Annotated in this window: 12 protein-coding genes; all 12 read right to left on the reverse strand. The window is 69.2% G+C overall.

Annotated elements, in window-relative coordinates; translation table 11 throughout:
- Window positions 1-34 precede the first annotated feature (34 nt).
- The 12 genes from QT386_RS16360 to QT386_RS16415 all read right to left on the reverse strand — a co-directional run bounded on the left by QT386_RS16360 (window position 35) and on the right by QT386_RS16415 (window position 13,093).
- Window positions 35-3,106 carry an efflux RND transporter permease subunit gene (locus QT386_RS16360; RefSeq protein WP_289274810.1) on the reverse strand — a complete coding sequence of 1,024 codons (3,072 nt, stop codon included), beginning with the start codon at window positions 3,104-3,106 and terminating at the stop codon, window positions 35-37.
- Window positions 3,103-3,606 carry a hypothetical protein gene (locus tag QT386_RS16365; protein WP_289274811.1) on the reverse strand — a complete coding sequence of 168 codons (504 nt, stop codon included), beginning with the start codon at window positions 3,604-3,606 and terminating at the stop codon, window positions 3,103-3,105. Before QT386_RS16365 ends, QT386_RS16360 begins: the two co-directional genes overlap by 4 nt.
- Window positions 3,603-4,616, reverse strand: coding sequence for a cytochrome c peroxidase (locus QT386_RS16370; protein WP_289274812.1), 1,014 nt, complete (start codon window positions 4,614-4,616; stop codon window positions 3,603-3,605). The genes QT386_RS16365 and QT386_RS16370 overlap by 4 nt, the downstream gene beginning before the upstream one ends.
- A gap of 11 nt (window positions 4,617-4,627) precedes the next feature.
- Window positions 4,628-5,401: an MbnP family protein gene (locus QT386_RS16375; RefSeq protein WP_289274813.1), complete on the reverse strand. Its 774-nt coding sequence runs from the start codon at window positions 5,399-5,401 to the stop codon at window positions 4,628-4,630.
- The gene (cysB, locus tag QT386_RS16380; RefSeq protein WP_289274814.1) at window positions 5,398-6,378 is read right to left on the reverse strand and encodes an HTH-type transcriptional regulator CysB; all 981 of its coding nucleotides are present in this window, start codon (window positions 6,376-6,378) and stop codon (window positions 5,398-5,400) included. The genes QT386_RS16375 and cysB overlap by 4 nt, the downstream gene beginning before the upstream one ends.
- 179 nt (window positions 6,379-6,557) lie before the next feature.
- Window positions 6,558-7,235 (reverse strand): hypothetical protein, encoded by a 678-nt coding sequence (locus QT386_RS16385; RefSeq protein WP_289274815.1) that lies wholly within the window; start codon window positions 7,233-7,235, stop codon window positions 6,558-6,560.
- 82 nt (window positions 7,236-7,317) lie between these two features.
- Entirely contained in the window at window positions 7,318-8,259 is a 942-nt protein-coding gene (locus QT386_RS16390) for an SDR family NAD(P)-dependent oxidoreductase (RefSeq protein ID WP_289274816.1), read from the reverse strand.
- A 109-nt stretch (window positions 8,260-8,368) separates the two neighbouring features.
- Window positions 8,369-10,252, reverse strand: a complete 1,884-nt coding sequence (locus tag QT386_RS16395) for a family 2A encapsulin nanocompartment cargo protein cysteine desulfurase (RefSeq protein ID WP_289274817.1) — start codon at window positions 10,250-10,252, stop codon at window positions 8,369-8,371.
- A 31-nt stretch (window positions 10,253-10,283) separates the two neighbouring features.
- Window positions 10,284-11,210: a family 2A encapsulin nanocompartment shell protein gene (locus QT386_RS16400; RefSeq protein ID WP_289274818.1), complete on the reverse strand. Its 927-nt coding sequence runs from the start codon at window positions 11,208-11,210 to the stop codon at window positions 10,284-10,286.
- A gap of 64 nt (window positions 11,211-11,274) precedes the next feature.
- Window positions 11,275-11,550 (reverse strand): helix-turn-helix domain-containing protein, encoded by a 276-nt coding sequence (locus QT386_RS16405; protein WP_289274819.1) that lies wholly within the window; start codon window positions 11,548-11,550, stop codon window positions 11,275-11,277.
- Window positions 11,551-11,568: 18 nt separating this feature from the next.
- Complete coding sequence (gene epsC, locus QT386_RS16410) at window positions 11,569-12,534, reverse strand: serine O-acetyltransferase EpsC (protein WP_289274820.1); 966 nt, start codon at window positions 12,532-12,534, stop codon at window positions 11,569-11,571.
- A 52-nt stretch (window positions 12,535-12,586) separates the two neighbouring features.
- Entirely contained in the window at window positions 12,587-13,093 is a 507-nt protein-coding gene (locus QT386_RS16415) for a rhodanese-like domain-containing protein (RefSeq protein ID WP_289274821.1), read from the reverse strand.
- Between the last annotated feature and the right edge of the window lie 211 nt (window positions 13,094-13,304).

Genomic DNA, 13,304 nt, shown 5'->3' on the forward strand with positions numbered 1-13,304 from the left:
TTTCTGCTGGGTTATGGTCGGCATGGGTATAAGCTCATGCCTTGGTGGCGATAAGCTGCAGCAAGGGCTTCTGTCCATGGCGCAGGAACAGCGCCGGCGTGACGAAGCTGTCGAGCAGCGTGTTGCTGAACAGGCCGCCGAATACCACCAGCGCCACCGGATGCAGGATCTCGCGCCCCGGTGTGCCTCCGGCGAGCACCAGCGGCAGCAGCGACAGCGCCGCGATCAGCGCGGTCATCAGCACCGGCGCGAGCCGTTCCGCAGACCCACGCAGCACCAGTGCCTCGCCGAAGGCTTCGCCCTCGTCACGCGCCAGGCGGATGTAGTGGCTGATCTTGAGGATGGCATTGCGGACGGCGATGCCCGCCAGCGTGACGAAGCCCACCAGGCTCGCCACGGACAACGGCGTGGCGGTGATCGCCAGCAGCAGCACGCCACCCGCGCAGGCCAGCGGCACATTGCCCAGCACGATCAGGGCGAGCCGCAGCGAGCGATAGCGCCCATGCAGCAGCACCAGCATGAGCAGCAGCGACAGCGCCGCCAGCAGCAACACCCGTCGCGCGGCCGCGCGCTGCTCTTCCGCCTGGCCCTCGAAGCGCAGCTCGTAGCCTGGAGGCAGGGACAGGTCCTGCAACTGCTCGCGAGCCTGCGCGCCGGCGCGCTCGAAGCCGCTGGCGGCCGGAAAGGCCGACACCGCGATGCGCCGCCGTGAGCCTTCGCGGCCGACCGGGTAGGCACCGGGCTCCAGCTCCAGGCTCGCGATCCAGGACAGCGGCACCAGGCCCGCGGGGGTTTCCAGCGGCAACTCGCGCAAGGCTTCCACCGTGCGCTGATGCTCCGGCAGGCGCAGCACGAGATCATGGCGGCGATCGCCGTCGACGAATTCCGACAGCGGCAGGCCCACGGTCAGGCTGGAGACTTGGCGCAGCACCGCGGCCGGAGAAAGGCCATAGAGCGCCGCGGCGCGCGTGTCGACGCGCAGGCGCGCCTGCGGCACCGCGTCCTGGCGTTCCACCTGCACGTCGGCCAGGCCCGGCAAGGCTTGCAGGCGTGCCTGGACCTCCTGCGCCAAGTGCCGCAGCGTCTCCATGTCGTCGCCGAACACCTTCACCACCAGCGGCGCGCGCACGCCCGACATCAGGTGATCGATGCGATGCGAGATCGGCTGGCCGATGGCAATGTCGCCCGGCAGCACCGACAGGCGCTGGCGCAAGGCCGCCACCACCTCGTCGCGCCGCGCATCGGCGGACAGCGACACGTCCAGTTCCGAGTAGTGCAGGCCCTCGGCGTGCTCGTCGAGCTCGGCGCGGCCGGTGCGCCGGCCCACGGCCTCAACGCCGGGCAACTGCAGGATCAGCTGCTCCGCCCGTTGGCCCAGGCGGTCCGACTCCGCCAGCGAGATGCCCGGCTGCAGCACCAGGTTCACGGTCAGCGTGCCCTCGTTGAAGGGCGGCAGGAAGCTGCGCGGCAGAGACAGCGCCGCGGCGGCGGCGATCGCCAGCAGCGACAGCGTGACCGCGAGCATGGCCCTGGGGCGGCGCAGGCTCCACGCCAGCAGCGCCATGTAGCGCTCACGCAGGCGCGCCAGCCAGCGCCGCTCGCCGATATGGGCCGGCGTGCCGCTGCGCAGCAGCAGACTGCACAGCACCGGCGTCAGGGTCACCGCCACCAGCAGGCTCGCCAGAATGGCGGTGACGTAGGCGATCCCCAGCGGAAGGAACAGGCGACCCTCGATGCCGCCCAGCGCGAACAGCGGCAGGAAAGACAGCACGATGATGAAGGTGGCGTAGAGGATGCCCGAGCGCACCTCGACGGTCGCCGCCAGGATCGTTCCCAGCACGTCGCCGCTGCCGGCCCTCAGCCGTCGCATGACGTTCTCGACGCCGACCACGGCATCATCCACCAGCTCGCCGACGGCGATGGCGAGGCCACCCAGGGTCATGGTGTTGACCGACAGCCCCAGCCACTGGAACACCAGCACCGCTGCGAGCATCGACAGCGGGATGGCCGCCAGTGCGATCAGGCTGGGACGCAGGCCCGCGAAGAAGGCCAGCAGCGTCAGCGCCACGATCACGCTGGCATGCAGCAGCGAGGCGCCGAGGTTGTCCACGGAACGGTCGATGAAGTCGGCCTGGCGGAACACCGGCGACACGCGGGCGCCCGGCGGCAATCGTGGAGCCAGCTCCGCCAGGCGTTGCTCCACGGCGGCGGTGACGGCGACGGTGTCGGCACCCGGATGCTTCTGCACCGCGAGGATCACCGCCGGCCGGCCGCCGTGACCGGCGGCGCCGCGACGGATCGCGTGGCCCTGCCCGATCTCCGCCACCTGCCCCAAGCGCAGCGGCGATCCGTCGCGCCAGTCCACCGCGACCTGGGCGAGATCGCCGAAGTCTGCGGCTGCTGCGCGGCTGCCCACCGGGATTTCCTGCCCGTGGTCCTCGGCATAGCCGCCGCCCGCGGCGCGGGCATGCCCACCCAGGGCTTGTTCGATCTGCTGCAGCGAGACCCCGAGTGCGCGCAGCCGTTGCGGATCAGGCCGGACCTCGATCTGCAGCAGGTCGCCGCCGATCACGCTGACCTGGGCCACGCCCTGCACGCCGATCAGCGCCGGGCGGAGCGTCCAGTCGGCCGCATCGCGCAGGCCGACGGGGTCGGTTGCTTCGACATCCTGCCACTGCAGCGACAGCAACAGGATCTCGCCCATCAGCGAGGTCATCGGCCCCAGCCGCGCCTTCAGGCCCGCCGGCAGACGCGCAAGGTCGAGCCGCTCGGCCACCAGTTGTCGCGCGCGGTAGGGATCCATGTCCCAGCCGAATTCGACATAGGCCAGGGCCAGGCCGGGCGCGGTGGTTGTGCGCAGGCGCTGCAGGCCGGGGATGCCCTGCAGCGCCGCTTCCAGCGGCACCGTCGCCAGGGTCTCCACGTCGGCCGTCGCCAGGCCCGCCGCTTCGACATGCACGGTGACGGTGGGGCGGTTCAGTTCGGGCAGCACGTCTACCGGTAGGCGCTGCAGGCTGGCCAGTCCTGCGATCAGCAGGGCCAGCGAGAGCAGCAGCACCAGCGCCCGGTTGTGCAGGCTCCAGTGCAGGATGCCGGAGAAGCTCAAGCCCGCCCCCGGCGCCGCCGGGCGAAGCCGATGCCGGCCAGGGCCAGCAGCACGGTCAGCGCAGCAGCCGACCAGGGCCATCTGGCCAGGTGCGGCGCCGGTGATTCATCGGCGACGGGCGGCGGCAGGCTCAGCGCAAAGCTCTCTTGCCAATGCGGTCCACGCAACTGCAGTTGCAATGCATCACCTGGCGGCAGCAGGTCCAGCGGCAGGCGATAGACGCCTTCGCCCAGCGCCTGCGCTTCGACGCGACGATCCGCGGCGGCCACAGCTACCGCCAGATGTTCCAGGGGCGCGTTGCTGCTGTAGTCGTCGGCATAGACCAGCAAGGCCTCGGCGCCACGCACCACCACCACCTCGACGCGCTCGGAGTGCAGTGCCACCCGCGGCTCCAGCACCGTCGCGGAGGCGGTGGCGGCCGGCTCGCCATGCTCGTGGCCTTCATGGGCCTGGGCCGACCAGCCCAGCGCCAGCATCAGCACCGTCACCAGCCGTTTCATGGCAGGGGCTCCGAGTAGCGTTCGTCCTGCAGGAAGGCTTCGTCGGTCAGCGACTCGAGGAAGGCCACCAGCGCCTGCTGCTGCTCCGCGCTCAGGGCCATGCCACCGCGCAGCGCCGGATCCAGCGCCGGGGAGTCCTGCACGCCGGAGGCATAGTGCCGCAGCACCTGCGCCAGCGTGTCGAAGCGGCCGTCATGCATGTAGGGCGCGCTGACGGCGACATTGCGCAACGAGGGCACCTTGAAGCGGCCACGATCCTCGGCCTTGCCGCTGACGACGCTGCGGCCAAGGTCGGCGCTGTCCGCGTCCAGTCCATTGCCGCGGTAGCTGTAATCGGTGAACAGGGGCTCGCGGTGGCAGGACGCGCAGTGCCGACGGAACAGCGCCAGGCCCTCGCGCTCCTGTGCCGAAAGCTCGTCGCGGTCATAGCGCGAATCGGCCGAGCGCAGGGTGCCGACGAACTGCGTCAGCGCCAGCAGCATGCGGCGGCTGTCGATCTCGCCCGGGCCGAAGGCGGCCTCGAAGCGACGTCGATATTCGGCGTCGGACTGCAGCTTGGGCAGCACACCCTCCAGGGCCTCGCCCATCTCCACCGGATTTCCGAGCGGAGCCAGGGGTTGCAGCTCGAGGTCGTGGATCGCGCCGTCCCACATCAGTTCGGGCTGCCATGCGAGGTTGAACAGCGGCGGTGCATTGCGCGTGCCATTGGCGCCGTTCAGGCCATGACTCACGCGATGGTCGAGGTGCGCGAAGGCGGCGAACTGCTGGTGGCAGCTGGCGCAGGAGATGCTGCCGTCACGCGACAGGCGCGGATCGTGGAACAGGCGACGGCCCAGTTCGAAACCGGAGGCCGTGACCGGGTTGGACGAAAAATCGTACTGCGGCGCCGGCCAGCCCGCGGGCACCGCGGGCCGCGGCGTCGGGAAGCTCTCGATGATGTCCGCCAGGCGCTGGCGCAGCACACCATTGGCGGCGATCAGCAGCACCACGATCAGGGGCAGCAGGATCACGGCACGCCGCCTCATCCGCCGCCGCGCCGGCGCGGTTCATGGTGCAGGTGATCGACCCGGAACATGGCCGCCGCATTGTCGGCCAACGGCCTGGCCGCGACCGGGTCCATGGCCTCGGGCAACTGCGCGATCCGCACCGGGTTCACGGCGGACAGCAAGGCGCCCACGTCCACTGCCAGGTGCACGGTCGGCTTCACCCGCTCCTCGACGCGGATCGACCGCTCGCCGAACGGCAGGTACACGCGGCGCGCCAGCGAGGGCTCGCCGCCACCCAGGTGATAGCTGTAACGGCCACCGGGCGCCGGCGACTCCGGGGAGGTTCCTTCCAGCACCAGGAAGATGTAGCCGCTCTTCCAGGTCCAGAACATGCCGCGCGCGGGATCCAGTGCGCCGGTCTGCGCGCCGCCATGGTTGCGGGCGTCATCGACGCCCAGCAGGAACTCGATGCCCACGTACTCGCCCGCCGGTACGCCGCCGATCCGCAGGCGACGGCTGTCGGCCTTGGCCTCGTCCACCAGGTGATAGGCGTCGACCGACTCCGCCGGATACCGCGGCTCGAACCAGCTGCCGTCGGCACGGCGCAACCGCGGCAGGCTCAGGTAGTAGCGCAGGCGCCCGACCGTGAATTCCTCCCCCGCCGCGTTGCGGTAGTGGCCCTCATCCAGGCGCAACGGCTCGCCGCCGACGACGTGGCTGATGTCGATCTCGGCATCCAGCTCCGGCGCGCGGCCGCAGGCGGCCAGACCCGGCAGCATGGCCAGGATCAGCAGTGCCGCCCGCTTCATAGCGTGCGCAGTGCCGGCAACAGCTCGCGCACGCGGTTGCGGCGTTCCTCGGGGTCGGCCAGCCGGCCCACCTCGTCGACCACATCGCGGCTCAGGTGCGGCGCGAACAGCTGGATGAAGTCGTACATGTAGCCGCGCAGGAACATGCCGCGGCGGAAGCCAATGTGCGTGGTGCTGGACTCGAACAGGTGGCCCGCAGGCAGGCGCACCAGGTCGCTGTCGGTCTGCGGGTCGTAGGCCATGTCCGCGACGATGCCGACGCCCAGCCCGAGTCGGACATAGGTCTTGATCACGTCGGCGTCCACCGCCGTCAGCATCAGGTTGGGCTTGAGTCCGCGGGCACCGAAGGCCTTGTCCAGCTGCGAGCGGCCGTTGAAGCCGAAGGTGTAGGTGACGATCGGATACTGGGCCACGTCCTCCAGCGTCAGTTCGCCGAGCTGCGCCAGCGGATGCTCGGGCTTGACCAGCACGCAGCGGTTCCAGCGGTAGCAGGGCAGCATTACCAGCTGGTCGTAGAGGTCCATGGCCTCGGTGGCGATGGCGAAATCAGCCTGCCCTTCCGCGGCGGTCTTGGAGATCTGCACCGGTGAGCCCTGGTGCAGGTGCAGCGAGACCTTGGGATAGCGTCCGGTGAAGGCGCTGACCACGCCGGGCAGCGCGTAGCGCGCCTGCGTGTGCGTGGTGGCGATCGCCAGGTCGCCGGCATCGGTATCGCGGTACTCGCCGGCGATGCGGGAGATGTTCTCGATTTCGGTGAGGACGCGCTGCGTGTGTTCGAGGATGCGGCGGCCCGCGGGCGTCACCTGGGTCAGGTGCTTGCCGCTGCGTTCGAAGATGTCGACGCCGAGCTCCTCTTCCAGCACGCGGATCTGCTTGCTGACGCCGGGCTGGGAGGTGAACAGCGCCATCGACGCGGCCGTGACGTTGAGCCCGCGGCGCGAGACTTCGTGGATATATCGCAGTTGCCGCAGCTTCATGACCGGACTCCCGATCGCCTGCTGCTCCCCACCCTGTCTTGCTGTTGCATTGCCGCCACCCTTAGAACCGGTTCACCGAACCGGCGTGCAATCTAGGGCAGCAGCGTTATATATCAAAAGAATATGGTGTTTTACTTATATTCCCTTAGAGCCTATCTGTTGGGTATAGCCACCACATTTCAACCGGCCTGCCCCAGACAGCCACCGAACAGCGCGCGATGCACGCCGAAGGCCGCCTCGTCGTTGGCGGCGCGATAGATCGCCGAGGTGACATCCTTCAGGTATTGGGTCGGCAGCGTCTTGCCGTAGATGCCCTGCAACTGCGCCAGCGTATCGGCTTCCCCGGCACCGCCGGCCTTGCGCAACTGCGCCACGGCGGGCACGCCAGCCATCTGGAAGCAGCGCAATTCCACATCGCCGAGGCGCGACTGCAGCTGGTGCCGCTCCAGGCAATGGGTGAAGCGGCTGCGCGCCACCATGCCGGGAGCCGTGGTGCGCTTCCAGACCGCGAACTCGCGACGGCGCTGCTGCAGTTCGTCGTCCTCGTCCACGCCCCGCAACAGCGCCTGCTCGATGCGCGCAGGGTCGGCCTTGGCGAAGCGCAGCGCCATCAGCCCGTAGTTAAGCCGCAACGCCTGGTCGAGGCACTGCTGGGGCGGATTCGGTTCCGGCGCGATCAGCATCTGCAGGAACAGCAGGCGTAGCTGCTCGGGCGTCGGCTGCGGCAGGACCTCCGGCGGCTGGACAGGAGCCTGGAGGCTGACCGCATCGGCTTCCGGCGTAGCCGGAGGGCTCGAAGCGGCCCGGGACGAGGTGATGACGCCAGCCAGGGCGACGGCCAGCAAGGCGACGGACAAGCGGCACTTCACACGAAACTCCGTAAGCAGAGACGGCGCGAGTCCAGCATGCAGCGGCCGGCACCGCAAGCCCTGGCGCGCTTCAGGCGGGCCAGCGGCTGCCACTGCAGCGTTCCGCCAGCGCCCACAGCCGCGCGCCTACGGCAGGGTCCAGGGCCAGCGGATTGGGGCGCTGCAGGGCCGGCGCGCCCGCCATCTGCATCCAGCCGGACGGCCCCACGAAGGCGGCGGCCGGCAAACCCTCGGCGCAGAGCGCCACCATCACCGAATCCGCGGCCTGCTCGGCTTCCTGCCCGAAGCGCATCTGCGTGTAGGCGAAGAAATCCGCCTTGAAACGCTGCAGCCGGCTGTCGCTGGCCTGGCGGCGGCGGTTCTGCCCCAATTGCGTCCGGCACACGCCGGGGTGCGCCGCGAGGCTGCTGACACGGCTGCCGGCCTCGGTGAGCCGCCGCTGCAACTCCACCGCCAGGGTCAGGGCCGCGAGCTTGCTCTGGCGGTAGGCATCGATCGGCCGGTAGCGGCGCGTCAGGAAGGGGTCGTCAAAGTCGATGCGACCCTGGCCCTGCACCAGGCTGGTGATGCCTACCACGCGCCCGGCCTCGCTGCGTTCCATCAGCGGCAACAAGTGCAGCGTCAGTGCATGGGGGCCAATCAGGGCGATGGCCAGGCTCAGCTCCCAGCCCTCGGCGGTCTGCATGCGCTGCGCCGGCGGATAGATGCCGGCATTGTTCAGCAGCAGGTCCAGGCGATCGGCTCGCGCCGCGACCGCCGTGGCCAGCGCGCGCACGCTGGCCATGTCGGAAAGATCCACGGGCAGGAACTCGACCTCCGCGCCGGGGTGGCGGGCTCGCAGCGCGGTGGCTGCCGACTCGCCGGCAGCGGCGTTGATGTCGGCCAGCAGCACGCGCGCGCCCAGCGCCAGCAGGCGCGAGGCGCTGGCCAGGCCCAGGCCGCCGGCACCGCCGGTGACCAGGGCCGTACGGCCCCGTAGCAGGCCGGGCGTATCGGGAATGGCAAGATGCATGTCGCGCTCCATTCGGGAATCGCGATAGTGTCGCGGGGCGGCTGGCTCCTCACCTCGTCCGAAAGCGTGGCGCGCGGCGATCGCCGCGCGCCATTGCCGCCGGCAGTTCCTAGTTCCGGGCCCGTGCCAGCCGCTGCACCACCCGCGCCAGCAGCTCGACTTCCTCGCAGGTGTTGTAGAAGGCCAGCGAGGGCCGCACCGTGGCCTCCACACCGAAGCGGCGCAGGATCGGCTGGGCACAATGGTGGCCGGAGCGCACCGCGATGCCTTCCTGGTTCAGGGCCTTGCCGACCTCCTCGGTCTGGTAGCCCTGCAGCACGAAGGACAGCACACTGGTCTTTTCCTTGGCCGTGCCGATCAGGCGCAGGCCCGGGATGTCCCGCAGCAGGTGGGTGGCGTACTCCAGCAGGTCATGCTCGTAGGCCGCCACGTTCTCCAGACCCAGGCGTTCCAGGTAGTCCAGCGCCGCGCCCAAGCCCACCGCGTCGGCGATGTTGCCGGTGCCGGCCTCGAAGCGTGCCAGAGCGCCGTGATAGACCGTCTTCTCGAAGGTCACGTCCTGGATCATGTTGCCGCCGCCCTGCCAGGGCTGCGTCTGCTCCAGCACTTCGCGCTTGCCGTAGACCACGCCGATGCCGGTGGGGCCAAAGATCTTGTGCCCGGAGAACACGTAGAAGTCGGCGTCCAGCGCGCGCACGTTGACGCGCAGGTGCGACACCGCCTGGGCACCGTCGATCAGCACCTTGGCGCCGGCGCGGTGGCCCATCTCCACGATCTGCTGCACCGGCACGATGGTGCCCAGCGCATTGGAGACCTGGGTGACGGACACGATCTTGGTGCGGTCGTTCAGCAGCTTCTGGTATTCGTCCAGGCGCACCTGGCCCGTGTCGTCCACCGGGATCACGCGCAGCCTGGCGCCCTTCTCAGCCGCCAGCATCTGCCAGGGCACGATGTTGGCGTGGTGCTCCAGGTGCGACACGATGATCTCGTCGCCCTCGCGCACGTTCTGCCGGCCCCAGCTCTGCGCCACCAGGTTGATCGCCTCGGTGGCCCCGCGGACGAAGATGATCTCCTCCACCGAGCTGGCGCCCAGGAAGCGCGCCACCTTGTTGCGCGCGCCCTCGTAGGCATCCGTGGCGCGTGCCGCCAGCTCATGCGCGGCGCGGTGGATGTTGGAGTTCTCGTGCGCGTAGAAGTACGCCAGGCGGTCGATCACAGCCTGCGGCTTCTGCGTGGTGGCGGCATTGTCCAGCCACACCAGCGGACGACCGTTGACGCGTTCCTGCAGGATCGGGAAGTCACGCCGCACGGCCTGCACGTCGAAATGACGGCGGCCTTCGGGCACGGCCGGCGTGCCGCGCGCGGGCGGCGTGGCGGACTCGGTGAAGTAGTACTGCGGCGCGGCCGAAGCCTTCGGCGCAGGCGCCGAGGGCTCGCGCAGCACGCGCGTATCCAGGCCCGCCGGCACGGCGAAGTCGGGCACCGTCGGTACCGGCGCCGGAGTGGCGGCGGACGAAGGCCAGCCACTGGCCTCACCCAGGAAGTAATACGGGGTGGATGGCGTGGACGGCGGCGCCACCGGCGCGCCCGGCAGGGCTCCGTCGGTGGGCACCGGTGCGGCGGCCGGCAGGCCGGCGGCGTAGGCTTCAGGCACGCCTTGCGTTACACCGCCGCCATGCGGCAGCGCCGGAGACACGGTGGTGTTGAAGCCGTGCGGGTCCACCGTCTGCGCCTGCGTCGGCAGCACGCGCGGCGTGATGGCCGAGGGCGGTGCCACGGCGGCGGCCGCCGCCGGCTGCGACACCACGAAGGGCGGCGTCGCCGACAGGCTGGTGGCCAGCGGCAGCGGATTGGCCGGCAGCGCGGGTGCGCCCGGAGGCTGCGGCAGGGTCAGGCCGGCCGGGCGCGTGGGCGCGGTCGGCCATTGCCCGCCGGTGGGCAGCTCGCGGAACAGGTCGTTGGCGATCTGCGTCAGCGCGCCAATGTCGAGCAAGCCACCCGCGTCCGGTCCCCGGCCTGCAAGCTCACTTGTAGGTGTCGGGGTAGTCATGGAACTTGTTCACTTCCACGTCATCCAGGATCGCCACGGCGTCGTCGGTCAGGATCGCCAGCGAGCAGTACAGCGAGATCAGGTACGAGGCGATGGCGAACCGGTCGATGCCCATCAGGCGCACCGACAGGCCCGGGCTCTGCTCGCCCGGCAGGCCGGGCTGGAACAGACCGACCACGCCCTGGCGCTTCTCGCCCACGCGCAGCAGCAGGATCTTGCTCTTGCCGTCGGCCACCGGGACCTTGTCGGACGGAATCAGCGGGATGCCGCGCCAAGTCAGGAACTGCGCGCCGAACAGGCTCACGGTCGGCGGCGGCACGCCGCGGCGGGTGCACTCGCGGCCGAAGGCGGCGATCACCAGCGGATGCGTCAGGAAGAAGGCTGGCTCCTTCCACACCTTGGTCAGCAGCTCGTCCAGGTCGTCCGGCGTCGGCGCGCCGGTCAGCGGGAAGATGCGCTGGCTCTCCACGACGTTGGCGATCAGGCCGTAGTCGGGGTTGTTGATCAGCTCGCTCTCCTGATGCTCCTTGATCGTCTCGATCGTCAGGCGCAGCTGTTCCTTGATCTGGTCGTGCGGGCTCGAATAGAGGTCCGAGACGCGGGTGTTGATGTTGAGCTTGGTGGTCTGCGCGTTGAGGAAGTACTCGCGCGGCGCCGGATCGTAGTCGACGAAGGAGTCCGGCAGCTCGCCGGATTCCTTGGCGGTGCAGGCGGTGCGCACGTCGGCCGGATTGGCCACCTTGTTGACGCGGTAGATACCCGCTTCCACCGGCTGCCACTGCAGCAGGTGCACCAGCCAGCGCGGCGTGATGATGGAGTACTGCGCCGGGGTCTTGGTGGCGTTCGCCAATTGGCGCGCGCCGCTGTCGCCCAGGGTTTGGGGGGCGGTGTACTCAGCCATGAGGGATAACTCCTGTGAAGCAGACTTGGAATAAGCTCAGATTCGCGCGTTATGAAGCGCGCTTCTACAGGCTATCGCCGCCATTGAGCTGCGCTTCGTAGGTGCGCTGCGGCACCAGCACCGTCCGCTCGCTGGTTTCGATCAGCGCGGCGATCGACGAACCCAGCGCGGATGCCAGCTTGTGGATGGTGGCCAGCGAGGGGCTGACCACGCCGCGCTCGATCTCGCCGAGATAGCTGCGGTTGAGATCCGCGGCTTCCGCCAGACGCTCCTGCGACCAGGCATTGCGCTTGCGCGCGATGCGGATGACCTGGCCGAACTGCCTTTCCAGACTGCTCATGATGATTCCCTGTTTGTTTCAACCGGCTGATGCCGGCCCCTGTTGTGAGCTTTCCTGATGCGAACGCGCCTGCGTGACCTGGCTGCCGGGCGGCACGCTGCGGGTCAGCCAGACGTTGCCTCCGATGCTGGAACCCCGGCCGATGGTGATGCGCCCGAGGATCGTGGCGCCGGCGTAGATCACCACGTCGTCCTCCACCACCGGGTGGCGCGGCGCGCCCTTCTGCAGGCTGCCGTCTTCCTCGGTCTCGAAGCGCTTGGCGCCCAGGGTCACGGCCTGGTAGAGGCGAACGCGGTCACCGATGACGGCAGTCTCGCCGATCACCACGCCAGTGCCGTGGTCGATGAAGAAGCTGTTGCCGATCCTGGCGCCGGGGTGGATGTCGATGCCGGTCTCGGAATGGGCGATCTCGGCGAGGATGCGAGCCAGCAGCGGCACTCCCAGGTTGTAGAGCTGGTGCGCCAGTCGGTGATGGACGATCGCCAGGATGCCCGGGTAGCACAGCAGCACCTCGTCAACGCTGCGCGCCGCGGGATCACCGCGATAGGCGGCTTCCACATCCGAATCCAGCACGCCACGCAGCGCCGGCAGCGAGGCGGCGAATTCACGCACGATGGTCACCGCGCGCTGCTCCAGGTCGGCAGTGCCGAGTTGCTGGTGCCGCGCGGTGTAGGTCAGCTCCAGGCGCACCTGGTCGAGCAGGCCGTTGAGGGCCGCATCCAATGTGTGGCCGACGTAGAAGTCCTCGCTTTCCTGGCGCAGGTCCGCCGGACCCAGGCGCATCGGGAACAGCGAGCCGCGCAGGCCTTCGGCGATCGCCTTGAGAGCATCGCGCGACGGAAACTCGCGGCCACCGTACTCGCGGTTGCGCTGCTGCGCCTCGCGCCAGCGACGACGCGCCTCGTGCAACTCGCCGACGATGCGCTCCAGGTCCCAGTGCTGTGCGGGCACCAGCGGCGCCACCACCAGATCATGTCGGCTCATGCACGCACTCCCGTCGGCTGCGTCATCGTCGTTCCGTCGAGGCCCGCCAGGCTCAGTCCTGGATCCAGGGCAGGTCGTGTGAGCGCCAGCCGCCACGCTGTCCGCGGCGGTTGTGTTCGTCGATCTCGCCTTCGAAGCCTTCGAGGATGTTGAACACGCTGCCGAAACCGGCCTTGGTGGCGGCCTCTGCGGCCAGCACCGAGCGACGACCGCTGCGGCACAGCAGCAGCAGCACCGCACCCTTGGGCGCCTTGGCTTCCAGCTCGCGCACGAAGCGCGGGTTGCGGATCAACGAGGTACCGGTGGCCCAGGCCACGTGCAGGCTGCCCGGCACATGACCGACGAACTTGCGCTCCTCGGCGGTGCGCACGTCCACCAACACCGCCAGTCCGGAGGAGTACAGCCCCCAGGCTTCCGCCGGCGTAACGCCGCCGGCATAGTTGAGCCCGGCGGACTGGGCATGGCCGCGCGCTTCCACCAGCGTGGGATGCGACGGATCACCGACCACGACGGGCGGAATCGCAGCGGCAGCAGCCTGGGGACGGATAGCGGCGGACATGGTGACCTCTCTTCGTTGGCAGTCCTATCGGGGGACTGGTTGATCGCCATCCTAGACGCCCCGCAAGCAATCTCTAACTAATATAAATTCAGGTCTAAATTCCTTATCGTTATAAATGATCAGAGCTGATCCCCTGCAGTCAAGCCGCGACCTGCTGTCTTTAGCCACCAAAACCAAGGGTTTAGGCATATAAATATCAGCCGATATTCTT

Origin of the sequence: Solimonas sp. SE-A11, from assembly GCF_030345715.1 — a bacterium.
In the GTDB taxonomy this organism is placed as follows: domain Bacteria; phylum Pseudomonadota; class Gammaproteobacteria; order Nevskiales; family Nevskiaceae; genus Solimonas_A.

Bases quoted from the DNA above. Each gene is read 5' to 3' on its own strand.
- QT386_RS16365 (WP_289274811.1), bottom strand. From the start codon at position 3,606: ATGAAACGGCTGGTGACGGTGCTGATGCTGGCGCTGGGCTGGTCGGCC.
- QT386_RS16405 (WP_289274819.1), bottom strand. From the start codon at position 11,550: ATGAGCAGTCTGGAAAGGCAGTTCGGCCAGGTCATCCGCATCGCGCGC.
- QT386_RS16415 (WP_289274821.1), bottom strand. From the start codon at position 13,093: ATGTCCGCCGCTATCCGTCCCCAGGCTGCTGCCGCTGCGATTCCGCCC.
- QT386_RS16375 (WP_289274813.1), bottom strand. From the start codon at position 5,401: ATGAAGCGGGCGGCACTGCTGATCCTGGCCATGCTGCCGGGTCTGGCC.
- cysB (WP_289274814.1), bottom strand. From the start codon at position 6,378: ATGAAGCTGCGGCAACTGCGATATATCCACGAAGTCTCGCGCCGCGGG.
- QT386_RS16400 (WP_289274818.1), bottom strand. From the start codon at position 11,210: ATGGCTGAGTACACCGCCCCCCAAACCCTGGGCGACAGCGGCGCGCGC.
- epsC (WP_289274820.1), bottom strand. From the start codon at position 12,534: ATGAGCCGACATGATCTGGTGGTGGCGCCGCTGGTGCCCGCACAGCAC.
- QT386_RS16390 (WP_289274816.1), bottom strand. From the start codon at position 8,259: ATGCATCTTGCCATTCCCGATACGCCCGGCCTGCTACGGGGCCGTACG.